This window comes from Mesorhizobium sp. M0029 (assembly GCF_040323735.1).
GTDB lineage: Bacteria > Pseudomonadota > Alphaproteobacteria > Rhizobiales > Rhizobiaceae > Mesorhizobium.
This window is the reverse complement of the sequence record NZ_JAMYVF010000025.1, coordinates 34,592-55,548: the sequence shown is the minus strand read 5'-3', so window position 1 is coordinate 55,548 and position 20,957 is coordinate 34,592. Positions and strand designations below refer to the sequence as shown.

Below are 20,957 nucleotides of genomic sequence, written 5' to 3'. Positions count from 1 at the left end.
GGTGGCAGCGCTTTACCCTCCCCCTTGTGGGGAGGGTCGCTGCGAAGCAGCGGGGTGGGGGTGCGGCGCCGACGTACCGTCATTCAAACACGCAACGCGGAAAATAGAACGACACCACCCAGTTCGGCATGTCGACGATCTCGCTGATGCGCAGGTCCCCGCACACCGAGGCCAGCATATAGGCCTCGACCGGATCGATCTGGTAACGCCCAGCGAGCAGATCGACCATCTGCGCCACCGCCTCCTTCGCGCCCGCCATCAGATCCGGCCCAATCCCCGTCGTCACCTCGTAACCCTTGGCGTCGAGATGGCGCGTCACCGGGCCCGGCGTGGTGAAGCGCGGCGTCTTCAGCCTGGCGTCCTTGACAAGGTCGAGCTTGAGCACGACGTCCATCGGGCTCTCGATCGCCGTGCCGCAGACCTCGCCATCGCCTTGTGCGGCGTGCGTATCGCCGACCGAGAACAGCGCGCCGGCCACCTCAACCGGCAGATAGAGCGTCGTGCCGGCAGCGAGATCGCGGATGTCGAGATTGCCGCCGACCCGCCGTGGCGGCACCACCGAGTGAAGCCCCATCTCAGCCGGCGCATTGCCGATGGTGCCGGCGAACGGCTTCAGTGGCACGCGCGCGTTTTTCCCGAACAGCGCCGGTTCGAGCGCGGCTGCATCGTATTTCCAGATGTTCAGCGCCGGTTCCGTGAAGTCGTCGGCGAGCAGGCCGAAACCGGGAATGTTCGCCGTCCAACCGAAGCCGGACGGTTTGAACATCTCGATCGTCACCCTGAGCGCGTCACCCGGCTCGGCGCCCTCGACGAAGATCGGCCCGGTCACCGGGTTGACCCCGGCGAAGTCGAGCTTGACGATTTCGGCGACCGTGCTGTCGGCGTTCAGCTGGCCGCCGGCGGCATCGAGGCACTGGAACTCGATGGTCGCGCCGGGCGCCACCCGCTCGGCCGGGATAAAGGAATTGTCCCAGCCGAAATGGTGATGGCGCCCATGGATGGTGTAGTCGCAGCTATTGCACATCTTTTACGTACACATTGTCATAGTTGATCGGGATATGGACCGGGTCGACATAGAGGTTGTCGGCGCCGCCCATTCGGGCGGATTTCATGGTGAAGCGCTGTTCGTTGAAGACCGGCGCCCAGGGCGCGTCTTCCATCACCTTGTCGTAGATGGCGCTCCACATCTTGTCGCGTTCGCCGGCCTTTGCCGGGTCGACCACAGAATCCGCCTCGGCCGCCTTGGCGTCGAGGTCCTTATTGCAGTACCACGACCAGTTCCAGCCGCCCGGCACCGCGCCGGCGCAGCCGAGGATCGGGCCGTAGAAATTCGACGGATCGGGGAAGTCGGCGATCCAGGCCATGCCGCCCGACCAGATCATCGGCGCGCCGGCCTTGTCACCGCCGGCGGCGATGACATTGGCCTGCGCCAGCGACTGGATGCTGGCCTTGATGCCGATGGCCGCCAGGTCCTGCTGGATCGCCTGGGCAATGCGCGGGTTGGGATCGGTGTTCATGGCGAACAGCTGCGTGTCGAAACCATCGGGATGACCGGCCTCGGCCAGCAGCGCCTTGGCCTTGGCTACGTCATAGGGATAACCTTTGTATTCCTTGTCGTAGCCCGGCATCGACGGCGGCAGCGGCTGGTTGGCCGGCACGGCGCGGCCGTTGATGATCTGGATGATGCGCGCCTTGTTGAGCGCCATGTTGACGGCCTGACGCACCTTCACATTGTCGAACGGCGCCATGGTAGTGTTCATGGTGACGTAGCCGGTGTGCAGCTGACCGCCTTCGACGACGCGCGCCTTCTGCTCGGGATCGGCCATCACCTCCTGGAATTTTGCCGGCGGAATGCCGTCGCCGGGCACATCGATCTCGCCCTTCTGCAAGCGCAGCAGCGCCACGATCGGTTCCTGGCCGATCTCGAAGGTGATCTTGTCGAGATGCGGCAGGCCCTTGTGCCAGTAATCCGCATTGCGCTCGAAGACGATGCGTTGGCCGAGTGTCCACTCGGCGAGCTTGAAGGCGCCGGTGCCCACCGGATGCTTGCCGAAATCGGCGCCATATTTCTCGACCTCTTCCTTCGGCACGACATGGGCGAAATTGATGGCCATGACATGCAGGAAGGTGGCGTCGGGCCGGGTCAGCTCGAACTTCACCGTGTAGGGATCGACGACGGTGACGCCGGAAAGGCCTTCGGCCTTGCCGGCGGCGACATCGTCATAGCCCTTGATCGAGCCGAAGAAGCCAGCGCCGGGGCTCTGCGTCTTCGGATTGGTGACGCGGTCAAGCGAATATTTCACGTCGTCGGCCGTCATCTCGCGGCCATTGTGGAATTTCACGCCATGGCGCAGCTTGAAGGTGAAGGTCTGGCCGTCGGGCGAAATCTCGTAGCTTTCGGCGAGGTCGGGCTTCAAATTGGTGGTGCCCGGCTCGTAATCCATCAGCCCATCGAACAGGCTCTTGATCATCGACCAGTTCTGCCAGTCATAGCCGATCGCCGGATCGAGGGTCGCAACATCGTCCTTGTAGGTGATGGTGATGGCGCCGCCTTGCTTGGCGTTGGGATCGACCGTGTCTTCGGCGCGGACGCTTGTCATGCCGAGCATGAGGGCCAAGGCGGATGCCGCGACTGTGGATGCGAGAAACTTTTTCATTGTTGTGTTCCCTTTCTCTGTTTCATTTTCATCTGAGCTTGATGCGGGGATCGATGAACGGCGCGATGATGTCGGCGAGCAGATTGCCGAGCACGATGGCGAAGGCCGACACCAGCGTGACGCCCATGATGATCGGAATGTCGACGCGCTGGATCGCCTGCCACGCCAGCTGACCGATGCCGGGCCAGCCGAACACGCTTTCGACGACGACGATGCCGCCCATGAAGATGCCGATGTCGATGCCGATCATGGCGATGACCGGCAGGATGGCATTCGGCAGTGCGTGGCGGAATATGATGGCGCTGCGCGCCAGGCCCTTGGCCCGCGCCGTGCGGACATAATCCTGGCGCAGGACGTCTATCATCGACGAGCGCATCATGCGCGCATACCAGCCGGCGCCGAGTACGCCCATGGTCAACGACGGCAGCACCAGATGGCGCCATGTGCCGTAGCCGCCGATCGGAAACCAGCTTAGCCGCACGGCAAAGACGTAGAGCAGCAACAGGCCAACCACGAATTGCGGCGCCGAGACGCCGACGAAGGAGGCGACCATCAGCGTCTGGTCGGTGGCGGTGCCGCGCTTGACGGCCGCGATCAGGCCCATCGAGAGCCCGATCAGCAATTCGCAAAGGATGGCGCCGACCATCAAAAGCAGGCTGGCCGGCAGCCGCGAGACGATGAGTTCGGTGACCTCCGAGCGCTGGATGTAGGAGCGGCCGAGATCGCCGCTGAGTAGCTTCGTCAGATAGTGCCAGTACTGGACCACGAAAGGCTGGTCGAGGCCGAGTTGCTGGCGGATGTTTTCCACCGTCTGCGGCGTGGCACTGCGGCCGGCGATCTGCCGCACCGGGTCGGCCGGCAAGAGGTAGAGCAGCGCAAAAGTGATCAGCGAGACGCCAAGCAGGATGAGCAGCGACTGGATCAGCCGGCGGCCGAGATAGGCGATCATGACCGGCCCCCCATTATTCCCGGCCCCTTTGCGTCGGATCGAGGATGTCGCGCAACGCGTCGCCGATCAGATTGAAGGCCAGCGCCAACGCGAGGATTGCGGCGCCGGGGAAGAACACCAGCCAGGGCGCGGCCTGGAAATAGGTCTGGTTCTCGAAAATGATGTTGCCCCACGACGCGGTCGGCGGCTGCACACCGATGCCGAGGAAGGAAAGCGTCGCCTCGAGCAGAACCGTGGTCGAGATGCCGAGCGTGCCCCAGACGATGATGGTCGGCAGCAGATGCGGCAGGATGTGGCGAAATAGGATGCGCGGCGCACTCGCCCCGATGCTGCGCTCGGCATCGATGAACTCGCGCTCGGCCAGCGATGAGGTCTCGGTGTAGATGACACGCGCCGTCTGCACCCAGTTGACCAGCGCGATGACCATGGCGACGATCCACAGACTCGGCTGAAACACTGCCGCCAGGCAGATGGCGAGCAGCAGCGCCGGGAACGCCATCATCAGATCGGTGAAGCGCATCAGCGCACTGCCGATCCAGCCGCGGAAATAGCCTGCGGTGACGCCCACCAAAGTGCCGATCAAAAGCGCCACGCCATTGGCGACGATGCCGATGATCAGCGAGGTGCGGGCGCCGTAGAGGATGCGGGTCAAGAGGTCACGTCCGAGCAGGTCGGTGCCGAGCCAATACTGGGCGCTGGGCGGCAGCGGCGAGCCCTCGATGGTCAGGCCGTCGAACATCTGCTCGTTGGGATCGTAGCCGGTCAGCCGGGGCGCCAGCACAGCGCCGGCGACAACAATGGCGACGATGACCAGCCCGAGCAGCGCCAGGCGGCGTTTGACCAGCCGACGCCAGACGCCGGCGCGCGGTTTTGCCGGCATGCGTACCGGGAGATCAGGCGCGATGGGACTGGTCATCGCCGCCTTCCTCATCCGTCATTGCCACGATCCTGCGCGCGGCATCCTCGACGCTGATCTGCCAGCTCATCGCCAGCGATCGCAGTTGTGCATAGGCACGCTCGTCATCGCTGCCTTTCGACAGCGCCGTCACCGCGCGCACAATGGTCTGGCGCTCGGCGACGCGCTGGCGCAGCGACGCTATCTCGCCGGCTAAATGCTTGCGTGCCTCGAAGCTCTGCCTTGCGATCAGCAATGCGCTGTACACACCGGCATTGCCGACCGGCTTCAGCAGCTGCGCATCGGCCTTGTGCGACAGCGCCCATTCGATACGCCCCGGCGCCTCGGAACCGATCAGCGCCACCAGCGGCATCGGCGCCTCGCCCGGCTTCCACGGGAATTGCTCGTCAAAGCCGAGATCGGCATCGAAGAAAACGAAATCGGCGGCGAGAGCTTCCGGCGGCAATTCCGGCCAGCAGTCGATCGTAGCCAGGCCGATGGCCGACAATTGCCTGGTGATGGCCTGCACCGTCGGATGCGGGCGATGCAGGATGAAAGCCCGCGCGCCGCCGAGATTGGGGATGCGCGTCCGGGTCATGACACCACCCTCAGGCGCGGACGGCCGAATGTCTTGGCGGGGTCGTAGCGCGACAGATAGGGATCCGGCGCGACCTCATCCTCCTGGCTGACGACCTCGAAGAAGCCATCGGCGATCCGGCCGATGATCACCGGCAGCGTCGCGTGCTGGGAGTGGGCGTCGATGGCGATCGGCCCGAGCCGGGTGGAGAAGCGTCGCTCGGCGAAGGCTTTGGAAAATTCCGCCGGGCCGGCATCAGTGTCGCGCGACAGCACGTCGGCCATCACCTGCACCGAGGCATAGGCGGAGGCCTCGAAGGACGAAGCGAAGGCAGCCGGCCGGGGCGCGAAATAGGGCCCGACCGACAGATGCCCTTTCCCTGTCTCGCCGATCGCCGGCAACTCGCCTTCGGTGAGGTTGCAGGAGATGACGGGGCAGTTTTCCGGCCTGAATGCCGCATCCTCATCGCCCAGCTCGCGGTAAGCCGCCAGGAAGGCGTAGGATGAGGTGCCGATCAGATTGTTGAGGATGAAGCTCGGCCGCGTCGCCCGGACCTCGGCGATCAGCCGCGACACGTCGGTCTCGCCGATGCGCAGATAGCGCTCGCCCAGCACTTTGCCGCCGGCATCCGCGATCAGGTCGCGCGCCACGCGGTTCATCTCCCAGCCCCAAATGTAGTTCGAGCCGAGCAGGAAGCCGTTGGCGCCGAAACGCGGCACGACATGCGCCATCAGCGGAACCAGATGCTGGTTGGGGCAGGCGTGCATGTAGACGACATGCTCGTTGGCCTCGAACCCTTCATAGGGGCAGGCATACCAGAGCATGCCGCCGGCCTTCTCCAGCACCGGGATGGTTTCCTTGCGGCTCCACGAGGTGACGCAACCGACGACATGGCGCGCGCTGCTGGTCCTGAAAATGTCCTCGCACAAAGTCGCGTAGCGATCGGCATTACTTTGCGGATCGCGCTCGACCGGAACCACTTCGATGCCATAGCTCCGATCGGCATTGATGTCGGCGATGGCGCGCATGGCGCCCATCCGGCACGCATCGGAGACCAGCTGGTAGCTGCCCGAGCGGGAATACAGGATGCCGATCTCGATACGCCGTTTCAAACCGATCCTCAGAAATGACAATGCCCCGCAGCCAGCGCCGGAGGGCGAGGCATACGAGGCATATTTGCCGCCCGGCGACCAAGGCCGGTATTTTGCGCTAGCGTATTCGGTCCGGCGGGTCAGTCAAGCGGGAAAGTACGTGGTCATGGGATCGGCCTTGTCCGGCTGCTTCTAGTTCCGCAGCGTGAACATCAAAGGCGCCACGACAGCCGTACCGGCCTTCTCAGGCGGTGGCGCGGGCACCGTCGCACCCTGCAGAATGCCGAGCGCGGCGCGATCGAGATCGGCGTCCCCCGAAGATCGTGTCAGCCGGACGGAGGTCACCTTGCCCGAAGCGCTGACGACGAAGGTCACATTTGCGGTACCCACGGCGCGCCGCGACCTTGCCGCGCTCGGGTAGCGCTTGTGCCGATTGATCCATCCGATCAGCTGGGAGTTCCATTTGCTTGCATTGACTGATGATCCACTCGATTGCGAAGCCTTCGGCGCCGACGCCTTCGCCGCTGCCTTTTGATCGACACTGGCGGTCACGACCGCTTTCGCCGGCGCGGCCTTTTCCTTCTTCTCTTTCTTTGCTTTCGGCTTGGGTTTTTCGGCAGCCTTCTTTGCCTTCTCGATCGGCTTGGCCTCCACCGGCTTGGTCTCCGCCGGCTTGGTCTGGGGCAGCGGAATGACCACATCCGGCGCTATGGTCGGGACGATGTCGGGCACCACCTCATCCAGCGGCGGCGCTTGATCGGGCTGCTCGGCCGCTGCCGTCTCGATCGGAGCGGCGGGTTGAACCGCTTCCGTCTTCTCGGTGACCGGCTCCGGCTGACCGGGCTCGGGCTCTACGACGGGCTTCAGTTCGGCAACCGCCTCCTCGATCTGGTTCGGCGGCTCGGGCGTCACCACGTCGGCCGCTGAGTCCACCCGCACCGCCGGCGCCACCATCATCGGCGACAGCTCGATAGCCACAGCCGGCGGCGGGCCGCCATCGGCCATGTTGGCCAGGCTGAAGCTCTGGACGGCATAGGCGATCGCGACATGCGCGCCGACAATGACAATGACCGCAGCCGCCCACAAACCGATCTCGCGCGCGCCGGCGCGCGGCGGGTCGGCCGCGGGGGCGGCGGCGGCCAGTTGCGTCACGGGGCGGCGCCCGGGTGCGGCGGGGATGCGTCCGCTGGCACCCTCTCCAGCCCGACCAGCGCGATCTTCAGATAACCGGCGCCGCGCAGCAGGTTCATCACCTCCATCAACTCGCCATAGCCGACCGCCTTGTCGGCACGCAGGAAGATGCGGGTCTGCTTATCGCCCTTGGTTCTGCCGTCGAGCACGGAGGCAAAAGCCTGGCGCGGCACGCTGTCATTGCCGATCGCGAGCGTCAGATCGTCCTTCAGCGTCAGGAACAGCGGCGTTTCCGGCCGCGGCGCCGGTGTCGCGGTCGAACCCGGCAGATCGACATTGACGTCGACTGTCGCCAACGGGGCAGCGACCATGAAGATGATCAGCAGCACCAGGATGACGTCGATGAACGGCGTCACGTTGATCTCGTGGCTTTCCTCGAGATCGCCGTCGACAGTCTCGCGAATTCTAGCCGCCATGGCCCATCACTCCGCCGCCAGCGCGGGCGCCTGCGGCACCGTGCGGAAATCGAGATCGCGGCTGACCAGCCGTTCGACCCCGGCCGAGGCATCGGCAAGGAGCTGCCGGTAGCCGGCTATCGACCGCGCAAAGACGTTGTAGATGACCACCGCGGGAATGGCCGCGACCAGGCCCATCGCCGTGGCGAGCAGCGCTTCGGCGATGCCGGGCGCGACGACCGCGAGGTTGGTGGTCTGCGCCTGCGAGATGCCGATGAAGGCGTTCATGATGCCCCAGACGGTGCCGAACAAGCCCACGAAGGGCGCCGTCGAGCCGATCGTCGCCAGCACGCCGGTTCCGCGCGACATGCGCCGCGCCGCCGCCGCTTCGATGCGCGACAGGCGCGACGTCACGCGTTCCTTCAGCCCGTCGCCGGTGACATGGCCGAGCGCACCGGCCGAAAGGGCAGTCTCTTCCTCGGCCGCCCGCACCAAAAGCGCACCGGGGCCGCCACTGTTGCCAAGCGCGCGCCCGGCCTGGCGCAGCGTGGCGGCATTGCCGACGGCGCGCGCAGCGCGACGGGCGCCGAGCTTGCCGAAGAGAATCTCCAGCGATTTGGCCAGCCACACCGTCCAGGTGACCAGCGAGGCGAAGGCCAACCCGATCATCACCGCCTTGACGATGATGTCGGCGGCCATGAACATGCCCCAGGGCGACAGATCGTGCGGCAGCGTCAGCGATATTGCCGAAGGCTCGGCCTGCGCGGATGCACCGGGCTGGGTTGCCGGCTGTGGCGCGGTCGGCGCCGCCTGCCCGGCAGTTGGCGAAGCCGGCGCGACAGGCGCAGCCGGTGCGGGCCGCTCGACTGCGACCGGGGAAGGCTGGGCCGCCGACCGGGCAGCTGCAGCGGGTTCCGTCGTCACCCTGGGCTGCGTGTTTGGCTGCTCTTGCGCAGCAGCGCTGCCGGCCGACAGCATGACCGCGGCCAGCGCCGCCAACAAACCATTTCTGGACACGCTTCGTCCTCGCTTCGTCATTGCACGTTACCGATCGGCTGGTCGGTGACGGGATGCGGGAACACCCCCATCTCGACCCCGAAAACTCCAGCCACGGATTCTGGCTTCTCTCAAACGCGGCACCGCCGCTGGAAAACAATTCAGGCGGCCGAGTGCCCCTGCTTGACTATAAAACATGAGCTTTGTAGTCAACAAACAAGATGGCTTTTTGGCCGACGATTGTGGGCGCGATGTCTCAACGGCACATCGTCCTGGCATCGGTCTACCTGGTGTCGTCGCACTGAGGGATGGACGGCCGCAGGGTTGCTGGGCCACGATACCGGGCAGCAATTGAGGCAGGCTGCGATGATCAAGGCGATACCGTTCGATTTCCCCTATGACGGCCGGCTGGTGCCGGCAAACACCGCGCTGCTGGTCATCGACCTGCAGGAGGATTTCCTCTCGCCGACCGGCTATTTCGCCAGGAAGGGTTATGACCCCGCGCCGCTGCGCGCCATCCTGCCGACAGTCAACCGACTGATATCAGCGGCACGCGCGGCCGGCCTCACCATCATTCACACCAGGCAGGGATATCGCGGCGACATGGCCGACATGACGCCGTACGAGAGATGGCGCCGCAAGCGGGCGGGTCTCGAAGGCACCGACGTGCTGCTGCGCTCCGGCCCCGGCTTTCAGATCGTCGCCGACATCGACGTCGCGCCGCACGACATCATCGTCGACAAGACCTGCAACAGCGCCTTCACCTACACCGACCTGGAACTTGTGCTGCGCGCACGCGGCATCACCCATCTGATCTTTTCCGGCTGCACGACCGATGTCTGCGTGCACACGACGCTGCGCGAGGCCTGCGACCGCAATTTCCAGTGCCTGACCATCGCCGATGCCTGCGCCAGCGGCGACCAATACGCGCATGACGCGGCGCTGCATATGGTGACGGTGGAGGACGGGGTATTTGGTACGCTGACGGAATCTGACGCGGTGCTGGAGGCGCTGGCAGTGCTGAGTGGTGATTAGACGCTGGCGGGACAGCCCCCTCTGCCCTGCCGGGCAGAGGGGGGTGTGACGGAACGCTACGAAATAGCTTTCATTCCACCCGCAAATTCACCCTGCGTGAATGTCCCCACCCGCCCGCGCAAACGCGCCGGGCTGCGGCACCTCAGCCTCACGGCGTGCCAGCGAGTTGCGCAAGAGCGCGATCGTCTCGCGGCCGACGCTGGCGATCTCGCGCGGCCGGTCGACACCGACGATCATGAACTCGCTGATGCCCAGCGCTGCATAGGGCAGCAGCGACAGGGCGATCTGCGCCGGTGGTCCGGAAAGTTCGACCGCCTTGTGTCCGACGGTAGAGCCGCCACCCTCCGAGCGGACCCGGACCGGAAGCGCAAAACGCAGCTTGCCGGCGCGGCCATGCTCGGCGGCGGCGCTGCGCGCCCGTTCCATCAGCTGGCGGATCTCGTCGAGCGAACCAGCCGTGAGTTCAAACACGTCGGCATGGCGGCCGGCGACCTTGAGCGCGGTGCCGGACTGGCCACCCATGCGGATGATCACGTCGACGCCATGCGGCCCCTTGCGCGGTACGTAGCCGCCCTTGATGCTGTAGAAAGCACCTTCATGGTCGAAGGGCCGGTCGTTCGACCACAGCCGCTTCAGCAGCACCAGATATTCGTCGATGCGCTGCCAGACCACGGTGTGGCCGACCGGACGCGTCTCGGCATCGTCGTCATCCAGCGGCTCGCTCAGCATCCTCAGCGCCAGCCGGCCGCCGCTCCTGGCGTCGAGCGCCGCCAGTTGCCGCGCCGCAACGGCTGGCGCGATCACGCCGGCCCAGTGCGTCAGCACCACTTCCAGCGACGAGGTGCGGTCCAGCGCCTGGGCGGCGATGTCCATATTGGTCAACAGCCCGGCCGGGTCGTCGACGACGATGTTCTGGAAGCCGGAATCCTCGATCAGCGACAGCTTGGTCGCCGTCTCGACGAAATCATAGAAGAACGGTACGGCCGAACCGGCATCGGCGGCGTGCGTTTTACCGGGAACATGCGTGAACTCGATCGGCATTGCCATCGCCTCCATCACGTTGGATGTATGTCGCCCCCGGTTTTGAGACGACGACATGCGTAAAAACAAGCATCAGCGCCAAAGCGCGTCCGCGTTCGGTTCATCAACTCCGGTCACTCACTGAAAGCGCTAGGTCGCCACCCCTTCGGCCTGATCGGTCAGGGAATCAAGCCGAGCACGACTGCCCCGGTGAACACGAACGCAAGGGCAAAGACGAGATAGGCGAAAGCGCCGGCATAGGCCGGGCGAAAAGCCTGGCTATTGGCCAGCCTCTGGCTGGTGCGGTCCGTCTCGGCGTTCTGGATATAGGACATATCGACCTCCGTCTTGCGGATTAATCTATAAAATCAGTAGACTTTGTCGAGTGCTATTTTTTGGGGATATGTAGAACGATTTTCTCAGTATTCCTTATTATTTGGTTTGGCATTGCTGGGAGCCCCCTGTTGGCGACAAGCGAGCGACAAGCTTGGCCGACGTCTGCATAGGCGATAGCATCGCCATTCCGGCGTAAATGCGGATCATTTCGATCGGGAACGGGGAACAGAACATGGGTACAAGACTAGCCGGCAAGATTGCAATCATCTCGGGCGGCGCGACCGGAATGGGCGGAGCGGCCTCGGAATTGTTCGCCGCCGAAGGCGCCAAGGTGGCGATCATCGACCGCAATGGCGAGGCGGCGGGAGCCACTGCGGCGGCGATACGCGCGCGGGGACATATCGCCGAACACTGGGTGGCCGACGTCTCGGACGAGGCGCAGGTCGAGGCCGCAGTGAAGGCGGCGACTGCCAGGCTCGGCCCGGCCACGGTGTTGTTCAACCATGCCGGCACCATCGTGATAAAGCCGTTCCTGGAGACGACAGTGCAGGAATGGGACTGGCTGCATGCGGTCAATGTCCGCTCGATGTTCCTGATGACGCGCGCCGTGTTGCCGGGCATGATCGCTGCCGGTGGCGGTTCGATCGTCTGCACCTCGTCGATCTCGGCTGTGGCGGCCACACCCATGGAGGTGCTCTACGACACCACCAAGGGCGCCTGCCACATGTTCGCGCGCGCCATCGCAGTCGAATTCCGCGACCGCAACATACGCTGCAACGCCGTCTGTCCCGGCTTCATCCGCACGCCGCACGGCCTGCGCGAGGTCGCCGATCTCGGCAAGCTCGGCGTCGACGTGTCGGACGCCGCATTGGCCGCACAGCAGGGCCGCATCGGTGAGCCGGAGGAAGTGGCCAAGGCAGCGCTGTACCTCGCCAGCGATGAGTCCAGCTTCGTCAATGGCACGCATCTGTTTGTCGATAATGGTTTTACGGCGATGTGAGTATCCCAGGCTTGGCGCCCTTCCTCTCCCCCGTCGATCGGGGGAGAGGTGTCGAGCGCAGCTCGCCGGGGGGGGGGCCGACCCTTGGCGCAAGGAAGATTCATGCGCACCCGTTGGCAACAGTGGCGAGGTGGTTCCCCGCTCCGTCGCTGCTTCGCAGCGCCACCTCTTCCCCCGGAGGGAGAGGAAGGGCGCCAAGTCCTACTCGCCTTACCGCTCTTCTCGTCGAAACGGCTTCAGCAGCGCCGACGGCGCAACCGCGTTGCGTGACATCACGGCCATCGCGACGATGGTGAAAATGAACGGCAGCATCAAGAACGCCTCATAGGGAATATGCCCGAGGCCGCTCGCCTGCATGCGCAATTGTAGCGCATCGACGAAGGCGAACAGCAGCGCCGCGCCCGCAGAGCGCCACGGGTCCCAGCGGCCGAACACGACCAGCGCGATCGCCACCCAGCCACGGCCCGACACCACACCAAAGGTGAAGGCGTTGAACTGTGCCATGGTGAGGAAGGCGCCCGCAAGCCCCATCAGCGCACCGCCGAGGATGACCGCCTGGAAGCGCGTGGCGATGACGCTGACCCCAGCGGAATCAGCGGCGCGCGGGTTCTCGCCGACCATCCGCACCGACAGCCCCCAAGGCGTGCGGTAGAGCACGAAAGCAGCGAGCGGGATGGCAATGATTGCCAAGTAGACCAGCGCAAACTGGTTGAAAACCGCTGACCCCAGAACCGGAATATCCGACAGCAGCGGGATCGGCAGCGTCTGAAAACCCTTGATGCTGGGCGGCACCGATTGCTGGCCGAAGGTCAGACGGTAGAGGAAATAGGCAAGGCCGGACGAGAACAAAGTAACGCCGATGCCGCAGACATGCTGGCTGAGGCCGAGCGCCACCGTGAACAGCGCATGCAGCGCGCTCATCGCCATGCCGGTCAACACCGCGGCCAGCACCCCGAGCCACAGGCTGCCGCTGAGGCTGGCGGCGGTGAAGCCGGTCATCGCGCAGAGCAGTATGATGCCTTCGATACCTAGATTGAGCACGCCGGCCCGCTCGGAGAACATCTCGCCCAGCGTGGCAAATGCCAGCGGCGTGGCGATGCGGATAATGGCGGCGAGGAAGCCGACCTGAAAAATTTGTTCGAACACCGCGCTCATAAGGCGGCACCGACGCGGCGGATGCGATAGGCCGTGAACAGCAGCGCCACCAGCATGGCGAGCAGCGCCGTGCCCTGGATGACATCGCTGAGGAACGCCGGCACGCCGGTGGCGCGCGACATCGCTTCGGCGCCGGTCATCACGGCGGCCAGGAAGATCGCCGCCGGTACGACGCCGAGCGGATTGAGCCTGGCCAGCATGGCAACGACGATGCCGGAATAGCCATAGCCCGGCGAAATGTCGCTCATCACCTGGAAATGCACGCCGCCGACCTCGCCGACGCCGGCAAGCCCGGCCAGCGCGCCCGACAGCAGCGCCGTCGAGATCAGCACCCGCTCGACATGTATGCCGCCATAGCGGGCGGCTTCCGGGCTTTCGCCGGTGACCCTGATCCGGAAGCCGAGCGTGGTGCGCACGATCAGGAACCAGATCAACGGGGCCCCGATCAACGCGGCGATGACACCCAGATGCAGCCTTGTGCCTTCGAGCAGCACCGGAAAATTCGCCGAATCCTCGATCGGCGGCGAGATCGGATAGCCGCTGAACGAGTCCTTCCACGGCCCCTCGATCAGCGCCATCAGCGCATAGTAGATGACCGAGTTGAGCAGCAGCGAGCTGACGACGTCATCCACCTTGAATTTGACCCTGAGCGTCGCGGGCACCAGCGCTACCGCGGCACCGGCAGCAGCGCCCGCCAGCGCCATCGACAGGATCGCCAGCGCGCCCGGCATCGGGATGGCGCCGACGAAGCAGCTGGCCACGGCGCCGGCCAGCAATTGGCCCTCGGCGCCGATGTTCCAGAATTTGGCCCGGAAGGCGACGGCCACAGCCAGCCCGGTGAAGATCATCGGGGCGGCGCGCACCAGCGTTTCGGTGATGGCATAGCTGTCGCCGAACGAGGCCGACAGCATCACGCCATAGGCCTCAAGCACGCCGGCGCCGGCCAGCGCGATGAGGCCGCTGCACAGGACCAGCGCTGCGCCGATGGCCAGCAGCGGCAAAGCGAGATTGAACCAGGCGGGGGTGGAACTGCGGGCTTCGAGGCGGAACATCAGCTATGCCCCTCCGCCGCCCAGACGGTCGCGCCGCCCTTCATCCGCCTGCCGGCACCTTCTCCCCGTATAGACACGGGGAGAAGGGATCTGGGCCCTATGCAACTCCCCTCTTGCAGCTGTGGTGATTGGCGAAACCATGGGTGAGAGCCCCTCTCCCCGTCTCTATACGGGGAGAGGATGCCGGCAGGCAGGTGAGGGGCAGCGCTGACGCTTAAAGTCAGCCAAAAGCGGGCAGTATTATTTGAGGTTTCTGCGAGGAACCGAGTGAGAAAGTCCATCTAGGCTCTGCCCTCCGCCCCGGTCATCAGCAGCCCAAGCCGCGCGATGTTCGCATCGGCGCTGTCCAGCGTGCCGGCGATGCGGCCCTCATACATCACCGCGATGCGGTCGCAGAGCACCAGCAGCTCTTCGAGATCCTCGCCGATGACGATGATCCCGCAGCCCTTCGCGCGCATGTCGAGGAATTTTTCGTGGATGAAGCGGGCGGCGCCGATGTCGAGGCCGCGCGTCGGCTGCGAGACGATCAGCACCTTCGGGTCGAAAGCCAGTTCGCGCGCCAGCAGCGCCTTCTGCAGATTGCCGCCCGACAGCGCGCCGGCGCGGGTCATCGGCCCGGGGCACCTGATGTCATAGGCCTTGATCTGTTCTTCGGCGAAGGCGCGGATCGCATCTGGCTTGAGCAGGCCCCGGCTGCTGAAAGCCGCAGTACCAATGCGCGGCAACACCATGGAATCGGCGAGCGGCAGATTGGTGACCAGCCCGGTCGTCATACGGTCTTCCGGGATGCGGCCAAGGCCGAGCGCCTGCACCTCGCGCGGCGAGAACCGCGTAGCAGGTTTGCCGGCTATCGTCATCGCGCCGGCGTCGGGCGCGCGCGTGCCGGAAATCACCTCGGCCAGCGCCCGCTGGCCATTGCCGGAGACCCCGGCAATGCCGAGGATTTCGCCCGCGCGAACGGCAAGCGATACGTCGCGCAGCGGCGTCCCCGAATGCCGTGAGGTGGAAATACCGTCGAGCGTCAGCACCGCCGCGCCTGGGGTCGAAGGTCCTCTTGCCGGCGGCACGATCTCATGGCCGCACATCAGCTGCGCCATTTCTGCCGATGTCGTGTTCGCCGGATCGTCGACACGGCCGGCGACGCGGCCGTGCCGCAATACGGTGCAGCGATGGGTGAGCGCCCGCACCTCGTTCAATTTATGCGAGATGAAGATGATGCCGAGCCCCTGCGCCGCCATCGAGCGCAGCGCCGAAAACAGCCCGTCGACCTCGCCCGGCGCCAACACCGCCGTCGGCTCGTCGAGGATTAACAGCCTGGCGCCGCGAAACAGCGCCTTGACGATTTCGAGCCGCTGCTGCTCGCCGACCGACAGCGCGGAGACAGGCAGGTTGGGGTCCAGCGTCAGCCCATGCTGACGGCTGATGTCGGACAACCGGGCAAGTCCGCCGGCGCGGTCGATGCGGCCGGATTTGCCGGGAATGCCAATCAGAAGGTTTTCCAGGACCGTCAGCCTTGGCGCCAAATGAAAATGCTGGTGCACCATGCCGATGCCGGCGGCCAGCGCATCGGCCGAACTGGTGATCCGCACGGTCTTGCCCTGGATAAGAATTTCGCCGGCATCCGGCGCATAGGCGCCGAACAGCACATTCATCAGCGTCGTCTTGCCGGCGCCGTTTTCGCCCAGCAGGCCGAGGATCTCACCTGGGGCGACGCTTAGATCGACAGCCTCATTCGCCTTGACGGCGCCGAAGCTCTTGGTGATGCCGCGCATTTCGATGAGAGGGGCGGACAAGGATGCTCCTGCGGAGATACCCCTCCCCCTCGAGGGGAGGGTGCCGAGCGAAGCGAGGCGGGTGGGGTCACCTCAACTGCCTCAACCCATGACTTAGCAGGATGGAGCACTTCGCGGAGGACCCCACCCGGCCCTGCGGGCCACCCCCCCTCAAGGGGGAGGGGGTGCGCCGAGCTAATCCGAAACCGGCGTGTTCTCATCCACATCCACCCGGAAATTGCCTTCCAGGATCTCGGCCTTCTTCTTCTCGACCAGATCCTTCACATCCGCCGGCAGCGTCTTGTCGAATTTATGGTAGGGCGCCAGGAACGACCCGCCCTTGGCCATGCGCGAGAAATCGCCATAGTCCTGCGCGGTGAAGACACCGGCCTTGACCAGCTTGATCGCCTGCTCGACCGTCGGATACATGTCCCAGACCGGCCCGGTTATGACCGTGTCGGGGCCGAGGCTCGACTGGTCGGACATGTTGGAGATGGCGAGGATCTTCTTGTCCACCGCCGCCTCGATGACGCCGAAGCGCTCCGCATAGATGACATCGACGCCGGCATCGATCTGGGCGACCGCCGCTTCCTTGGCCTTGGGCGGATCGAAGAACGAGCCAATGAAGGCGACCTTCTTCTTGATGTTGGGATTGACCTCCTTGGCGCCGGCAAAGAAGGCGTTGACCAGCCGGTTCACTTCCGGAATGCCCATGGCCGCCACCGCGCCGATCGTGCCCGACTTCGACATCTTGCCGGCGATCATGCCGGACAGGTAGGCCGGCTCGTGGATCCAGTTGTCGAAGACGCCGAAATTGGGCTCGGCCGGCCCGGCGCCCGAGCCGAACAGCCATGCCGTCTTCGGGAACTGCTTTGCCGTGCGGCGCGATTCACGCTCGGCGGCGAAGGCGTCGCCCAGCACCAGCTGATACCCGCCTTGCGCATATTCGCGCATGACGCGGCTGAAATCGGCGGTCTGCACCTTTTCCGACCATTTGTATTCAATGCCGAGTTCCTTCTCGGCCTTCTGCAGGGCGACGTGGATCTGGTTGTCCCACGGCTCCTCGATCGGCGTGGCGAAGATCGCCGCCACCTTCAGCTTCTTGTCCTTGGCGAAGGCTGCACCCGGCAGCATGGCTGCGGCCAGGCCAAGTGCGCCGAGTTCCAGCACGTCGCGCCGCGACAGGCCGGTCGATTGCGATTTGTTTTTCCGGTTTTCCATCTAGTGCCCCTCTGTTTGACAGCCGTGTCGAGCCGGCTGTTCCGAAATCAGACGCGGAACTATGGAACGGGTGCGGACTTTTGTCCACATGGTCAAATTTGGCCGTGTCGCTGGCAGGAGCCGGCGCTAGCGTACCGCTTTCTCGCCGCCGGCTACGGTGATGACGCCGACGATGATCAGCCCGGTCAGCAACAGCCGAACGCCGGCGCTGACGCCGAACGTGTTGAGCATGGTCAGAAGCAGCACCAGGAACAGCGCCGCGCCCCAGACACCGGGAACATTGGCCTTGCCACCGGCGACCGAGGTGCCGCCGATGACGACGACGGCGATCGAGGCCAGCAGGTACTCGTTGCCGATATCGACATTGGCGCCGCGGAAATAGCCGGCGAGCAGCGCCCCGTCCATGCCGCCGAGCGCGCCCGACAGCGTGTAAGTCAGGAAGCGGGTGCGGCCGACATTGACGCCGGCAAGCCACGCGGCGCGGATGTTCTGGCCGATCGCCAGCACCGAGCGGCCATAGATCATGCGCTGCAAGGCGATGGCCGCACCGATGCTGAACAATACGGTAAGGATCGCCAGCACTGGAATGCCCAGGATTTGCCAGTTCGCAAAATCGGCAAAGCCGGGCGGCGGCTTGATCTGCAGGCCACGCCCATAGCTGATGTCGATCGACTGGATGATGAAGCTGGCCGACAGAGTGGCGATGATCGGCGGGATCCTCAGCGCCCAGATCAGGAGATAGTTGACGGCACCGATGGCGGCGCCGCAGGCGAGCGCGGCGAGCAGCCCGACCACGATCATGGAATCGCTGCCGCCCATGACCTTCATGGCGACGGCACTGGCGAGCCCGATATTGGCCGGCAGCGACAGGTCGACATTGCCTGGCCCGAGCGTGATGACGAACATTTGGCCGACTCCGACGATGACGGTGAACACCGCCAGCGACAGTGCCGCCGTGACCATGCCACCGCCGCCATAGCCGCCGGTGAAAGCGATGGTCGCCAGCCAGACGAACATCGCGCCGATGAACGACCATATCCAGGGTTTGGCGGCCAGCGATTTAACCAGCGTCATCGCTACCTCTCCCTGCGGCTGATCAGGACGCGGGCTGCCAGCACGATGATCAGGATGGCGCCGTTGGCGGCGACCTGCCAATCCGGCGGAATGTGCATGAAGGTGAGCAGAGGCGATGCCGCCAGCGCCAGTGTCAGCGCGCCGAGCACGGCGCCGATCGGCGACACCCGGCCGCCGACGAACTCGCCGCCGCCGAGAATGACGCCGGCGATCGCCAGCAGCGTGTAGCCATTGCCGATATTGGCGTCGGCCGAGGTGGTGATGCCGATCAGCGCCATGCCGGACAGAACGCCGAATAGGCCGGTCAGCGCAAACAGCACGATCTTGGTTCGAAGCAGCGACCAGCCAGCGCGCCTGAGCGCCGCCGGATTGCCGCCGGATCCCCGCAGGATGACGCCATAGGAGGTGCGCATCAGCCCAAAATGCACCACCGCTGCGATCGCCAGCGCGGCGATGATAGGGAACGGAATGAAGGGCGGCTTGAAGGCCATCAGCGACAAGAGCCAGTCCGGCGCCTTGCCACCGGGCTTGGGCAGCACCAGAATGGCAAGCCCCTGCCAGACGAAGCTCATGCCCAGCGTCACCACGATCGACGGCAGATTGCGCAGATGGATCAGTGCGCCGAGCAGCGCATAAACGCCTATGGAGCCGAGCAGGATGATCACGCCGAGCAGCGGCGCGTCCTTCAGCCAGGTCGCGGTGACGCAGCCGACAAAGCCGACAAAGGTGCCGATCGACAGATCGAGCTCATTGCCGGCGATGACGAACATCTGGGCGATCGTCGCCAGCGCGATCGGAATAGCGAGGTTCAACATCAGGCTGAAGCCGAAATAGCTGATGGCGCGTGGGTTGAGCCAGGCGATGGCGATAACCACCAGCGCCAGCGACAGCGCCGGCAACAGGCTGCGCAGCAGGCGCGCGCGGGCCGCGCTGCTGCGCGGCGAGGACGTAGGGCCGGGAGCGACTGCCGTCATCTCAGGCCGCGTCGCCGAATGAGGACTGGATGATCTTTTCCTCGGTCAGCTCGTCGCGCGTGAGATTGGCGACGATGCGGCCGTTCTTGAAGACATGGATGTGGTCGCAATTGTCGAGCTCTTCGGTCTCGGTGGTGTACCAGAGGAAGGTCCGGCCCTTGGCCGCCTCCTCGCGCACGAGATCGTAGACCTCAAGCTTGGTGCCGATGTCCACGCCGCGCATCGGATCGTCCATCAGCACGATCTGCGCATCGGAACCCAGTGCGCGGGCAAACAGCGCCTTCTGCTGGTTGCCGCCGGACAGCGAGAAGATGTTGTTGGTCATATCAGGCGTGCGGATGCCAATCTTCTGCTTCCAGAACTCGGCAAGCTCGGCCTCGCGCTGCGGCGAGATCAGCAGCCCTTTGCGCAGCTGCGCCAGCGAGCGGATGCCGATGTTTTCGGCAATAGACCATTGCGGGAAAATGCCGTCCGATTGGCGGTCTCCGGCCACCAGCGCCACCGGGGCGGTCACCTCGATATCAAGCCTTCTACGCGTCGCGGCGGCAAAGATCGCCAGCAACAGGTCGGTCTGGCCATGGCCGGCAAGCCCGGCAAGCCCGATGATCTCGCCGGCGCGGGCGACAAGCTCCTTGCCGTCCTGCTGCCGCTCGGGCCGCGCCCGCACCCTGAGCGGGCCCGCCGCCGGCCTGGCGGCGATCTCCGCCGCGATCTTCTCGCGCGCTTCCGCGCCGCCCATGGTGGCCACCAGCCGGTCGCGGTCGAACGCTTTTGCAACGTCCGTGGCGACCACCTTGCCGTCGCGCATGACCACGATGCGGTCGGCATTCTGCAGCACCTCGCCCAGCACATGCGAGATCAGGATGCAGCTGCCCCCGGTGGCTACGAAACGGCGCACGAAGGCAAGCAGCTGGCCCGCAGTATGCGCGTCCAGCGAAGAGGTCGGCTCGTCGAGAATGACCAAGTCGAGCGGATCGCGCGTCACCGTGAAGGCGCGCGCCACCTCGACCATCTGCCGCCGGCCGATGGAGAGATCGCCGGCAATGTCGTCTGCCGAGATGCCGTGATCCGGAAAGATTTCGTCCAGCTTGGCGGCAATGAGAGCAGCCGCCTTGCGTCGCCAGCCGAAGCCGGTGAGCGCCGGATGGTTGATGCGCGTATTCTCCGCGATACTGAGGTTAGGGCAGAGCGACAGTTCCTGGAACACGCAGCGTATGCCGAGTTTCAGCGCGCGCGCCACCGAGTAGTCGGTTTCGGCATTGCCACGCACCGCGATCTCACCGCCATCGGGCTGCAGCGTACCGGCCACCATATGCATCAGCGTCGATTTGCCGGCTCCGTTGTGGCCGACCAGCCCGACGCATTCGCCTGATACAACATGGAAGTCGACGCCGTTAAGCGCCCGAACGGCGCCGAAATGTTTTTCGGCGCCGTTCAGCCTGATGATGTCCAAATGGGCGGCGCCGAAATGTTTTTCGGCGCCGCCCAGTCTGATGATGTCCGTATTGGCCTCAGGCATGCTCAACGATATCCGGTCGGTCATGCTGCTGGCAATGAATGCAATGCA

At 64.9% G+C, this 20,957-nt stretch carries 20 protein-coding genes; 2 read left to right on the top strand and 18 right to left on the bottom strand.

Annotated elements, in window-relative coordinates; translation table 11 throughout:
* Positions 1-79 precede the first annotated feature (79 nt).
* From NKJ76_RS28805 to exbB, 9 genes are all read right to left on the bottom strand, one after another.
* Positions 80-1,024: an acetamidase/formamidase family protein gene (locus tag NKJ76_RS28805; RefSeq protein ID WP_352538945.1), complete on the bottom strand. Its 945-nt coding sequence runs from the start codon at positions 1,022-1,024 to the stop codon at positions 80-82.
* Positions 1,014-2,609: an ABC transporter substrate-binding protein gene (locus NKJ76_RS28800; RefSeq protein ID WP_444849001.1), complete on the bottom strand. Its 1,596-nt coding sequence runs from the start codon at positions 2,607-2,609 to the stop codon at positions 1,014-1,016. Before NKJ76_RS28800 ends, NKJ76_RS28805 begins: the two co-directional genes overlap by 11 nt.
* 76 nt (positions 2,610-2,685) lie before the next feature.
* Complete coding sequence (locus NKJ76_RS28795) at positions 2,686-3,606, bottom strand: ABC transporter permease (protein ID WP_023698726.1); 921 nt, start codon at positions 3,604-3,606, stop codon at positions 2,686-2,688.
* Between the two features lie 13 nt (positions 3,607-3,619).
* Positions 3,620-4,522 carry an ABC transporter permease gene (locus NKJ76_RS28790; RefSeq protein ID WP_023693235.1) on the bottom strand — a complete coding sequence of 301 codons (903 nt, stop codon included), beginning with the start codon at positions 4,520-4,522 and terminating at the stop codon, positions 3,620-3,622.
* Positions 4,500-5,099, bottom strand: a complete 600-nt coding sequence (locus NKJ76_RS28785; RefSeq protein ID WP_023715884.1) for an ANTAR domain-containing response regulator — start codon at positions 5,097-5,099, stop codon at positions 4,500-4,502. Before NKJ76_RS28785 ends, NKJ76_RS28790 begins: the two co-directional genes overlap by 23 nt.
* Entirely contained in the window at positions 5,096-6,190 is a 1,095-nt protein-coding gene (locus tag NKJ76_RS28780) for a transporter substrate-binding protein (RefSeq protein WP_023732923.1), read from the bottom strand. The genes NKJ76_RS28785 and NKJ76_RS28780 overlap by 4 nt, the downstream gene beginning before the upstream one ends.
* A gap of 171 nt (positions 6,191-6,361) precedes the next feature.
* Entirely contained in the window at positions 6,362-7,321 is a 960-nt protein-coding gene (locus NKJ76_RS28775) for an energy transducer TonB (protein ID WP_352538944.1), read from the bottom strand.
* Complete coding sequence (exbD, locus tag NKJ76_RS28770) at positions 7,318-7,776, bottom strand: TonB system transport protein ExbD (RefSeq protein ID WP_352538943.1); 459 nt, start codon at positions 7,774-7,776, stop codon at positions 7,318-7,320. The genes NKJ76_RS28775 and exbD overlap by 4 nt, the downstream gene beginning before the upstream one ends.
* A 6-nt stretch (positions 7,777-7,782) precedes the next feature.
* Positions 7,783-8,772 carry a tonB-system energizer ExbB gene (gene exbB / locus NKJ76_RS28765; protein WP_352538942.1) on the bottom strand — a complete coding sequence of 330 codons (990 nt, stop codon included), beginning with the start codon at positions 8,770-8,772 and terminating at the stop codon, positions 7,783-7,785.
* Positions 8,773-9,117: 345 nt separating this feature from the next.
* Between exbB and NKJ76_RS28760 the strand changes: the two genes are divergently transcribed.
* Positions 9,118-9,786, top strand: coding sequence for a cysteine hydrolase family protein (locus NKJ76_RS28760; RefSeq protein WP_023686098.1), 669 nt, complete (start codon positions 9,118-9,120; stop codon positions 9,784-9,786).
* A gap of 87 nt (positions 9,787-9,873) precedes the next feature.
* Here the strand turns inward: NKJ76_RS28760 and NKJ76_RS28755 are convergent, their stop codons facing one another.
* Together NKJ76_RS28755 and NKJ76_RS28750 are read right to left on the bottom strand one after the other, a co-directional pair.
* Positions 9,874-10,827, bottom strand: coding sequence for an LLM class flavin-dependent oxidoreductase (locus NKJ76_RS28755; RefSeq protein ID WP_352538941.1), 954 nt, complete (start codon positions 10,825-10,827; stop codon positions 9,874-9,876).
* Between the two features lie 158 nt (positions 10,828-10,985).
* Positions 10,986-11,141 carry a hypothetical protein gene (locus NKJ76_RS28750; RefSeq protein ID WP_023670454.1) on the bottom strand — a complete coding sequence of 52 codons (156 nt, stop codon included), beginning with the start codon at positions 11,139-11,141 and terminating at the stop codon, positions 10,986-10,988.
* Between the two features lie 233 nt (positions 11,142-11,374).
* On the opposite strand from NKJ76_RS28750, the gene NKJ76_RS28745 reads away from it, so the two are divergent.
* Positions 11,375-12,142 (top strand): SDR family NAD(P)-dependent oxidoreductase, encoded by a 768-nt coding sequence (locus NKJ76_RS28745; protein WP_352538940.1) that lies wholly within the window; start codon positions 11,375-11,377, stop codon positions 12,140-12,142.
* A gap of 210 nt (positions 12,143-12,352) precedes the next feature.
* Here NKJ76_RS28745 and NKJ76_RS28740 read toward each other — a convergent pair whose 3' ends face one another.
* The 7 genes from NKJ76_RS28740 to NKJ76_RS28710 all read right to left on the bottom strand — a co-directional run bounded on the left by NKJ76_RS28740 (position 12,353) and on the right by NKJ76_RS28710 (position 20,909).
* Complete coding sequence (locus NKJ76_RS28740; RefSeq protein WP_352538939.1) at positions 12,353-13,297, bottom strand: ABC transporter permease; 945 nt, start codon at positions 13,295-13,297, stop codon at positions 12,353-12,355.
* On the bottom strand, positions 13,294-14,349 hold the full coding sequence (locus tag NKJ76_RS28735; RefSeq protein ID WP_023831836.1) for an ABC transporter permease: 1,056 nt from the start codon (positions 14,347-14,349) through the stop codon (positions 13,294-13,296). The genes NKJ76_RS28740 and NKJ76_RS28735 overlap by 4 nt, the downstream gene beginning before the upstream one ends.
* Before the next feature lie 281 nt (positions 14,350-14,630).
* On the bottom strand, positions 14,631-16,142 hold the full coding sequence (locus tag NKJ76_RS28730) for an ABC transporter ATP-binding protein (protein WP_023756509.1): 1,512 nt from the start codon (positions 16,140-16,142) through the stop codon (positions 14,631-14,633).
* A gap of 174 nt (positions 16,143-16,316) precedes the next feature.
* Entirely contained in the window at positions 16,317-17,342 is a 1,026-nt protein-coding gene (locus NKJ76_RS28725; RefSeq protein WP_023670460.1) for a BMP family protein, read from the bottom strand.
* 126 nt (positions 17,343-17,468) lie between these two features.
* A complete protein-coding gene (locus NKJ76_RS28720) occupies positions 17,469-18,416 on the bottom strand; it encodes an ABC transporter permease (RefSeq protein WP_352538938.1) in 948 nt (315 codons plus the stop codon).
* A 2-nt stretch (positions 18,417-18,418) separates the two neighbouring features.
* Positions 18,419-19,390, bottom strand: coding sequence for an ABC transporter permease (locus NKJ76_RS28715; RefSeq protein ID WP_023694460.1), 972 nt, complete (start codon positions 19,388-19,390; stop codon positions 18,419-18,421).
* A gap of 1 nt (position 19,391) precedes the next feature.
* A complete protein-coding gene (locus tag NKJ76_RS28710) occupies positions 19,392-20,909 on the bottom strand; it encodes a sugar ABC transporter ATP-binding protein (RefSeq protein ID WP_352538937.1) in 1,518 nt (505 codons plus the stop codon).
* Positions 20,910-20,957: the final 48 nt, after the last annotated feature.

Coding starts and splice junctions, on each gene's coding strand:
- NKJ76_RS28805 (WP_352538945.1), bottom strand. CDS start 1,024: ATGTGCAATAGCTGCGACTACACCATCCATGGGCGCCATCACCATTTC.
- NKJ76_RS28800 (WP_444849001.1), bottom strand. CDS start 2,609: ATGCTCGGCATGACAAGCGTCCGCGCCGAAGACACGGTCGATCCCAAC.
- NKJ76_RS28795 (WP_023698726.1), bottom strand. CDS start 3,606: ATGATCGCCTATCTCGGCCGCCGGCTGATCCAGTCGCTGCTCATCCTG.
- NKJ76_RS28790 (WP_023693235.1), bottom strand. CDS start 4,522: ATGACCAGTCCCATCGCGCCTGATCTCCCGGTACGCATGCCGGCAAAA.
- NKJ76_RS28785 (WP_023715884.1), bottom strand. CDS start 5,099: ATGACCCGGACGCGCATCCCCAATCTCGGCGGCGCGCGGGCTTTCATC.
- exbD (WP_352538943.1), bottom strand. CDS start 7,776: ATGGCGGCTAGAATTCGCGAGACTGTCGACGGCGATCTCGAGGAAAGC.
- NKJ76_RS28760 (WP_023686098.1), top strand. CDS start 9,118: ATGATCAAGGCGATACCGTTCGATTTCCCCTATGACGGCCGGCTGGTG.
- NKJ76_RS28755 (WP_352538941.1), bottom strand. CDS start 10,827: ATGCCGATCGAGTTCACGCATGTTCCCGGTAAAACGCACGCCGCCGAT.
- NKJ76_RS28750 (WP_023670454.1), bottom strand. CDS start 11,141: ATGTCCTATATCCAGAACGCCGAGACGGACCGCACCAGCCAGAGGCTG.
- NKJ76_RS28745 (WP_352538940.1), top strand. CDS start 11,375: ATGGGTACAAGACTAGCCGGCAAGATTGCAATCATCTCGGGCGGCGCG.
- NKJ76_RS28740 (WP_352538939.1), bottom strand. CDS start 13,297: ATGAGCGCGGTGTTCGAACAAATTTTTCAGGTCGGCTTCCTCGCCGCC.
- NKJ76_RS28735 (WP_023831836.1), bottom strand. CDS start 14,349: ATGTTCCGCCTCGAAGCCCGCAGTTCCACCCCCGCCTGGTTCAATCTC.
- NKJ76_RS28725 (WP_023670460.1), bottom strand. CDS start 17,342: ATGGAAAACCGGAAAAACAAATCGCAATCGACCGGCCTGTCGCGGCGC.
- NKJ76_RS28720 (WP_352538938.1), bottom strand. CDS start 18,416: ATGACGCTGGTTAAATCGCTGGCCGCCAAACCCTGGATATGGTCGTTC.
- NKJ76_RS28715 (WP_023694460.1), bottom strand. CDS start 19,390: ATGACGGCAGTCGCTCCCGGCCCTACGTCCTCGCCGCGCAGCAGCGCG.
- NKJ76_RS28710 (WP_352538937.1), bottom strand. CDS start 20,909: ATGCCTGAGGCCAATACGGACATCATCAGACTGGGCGGCGCCGAAAAA.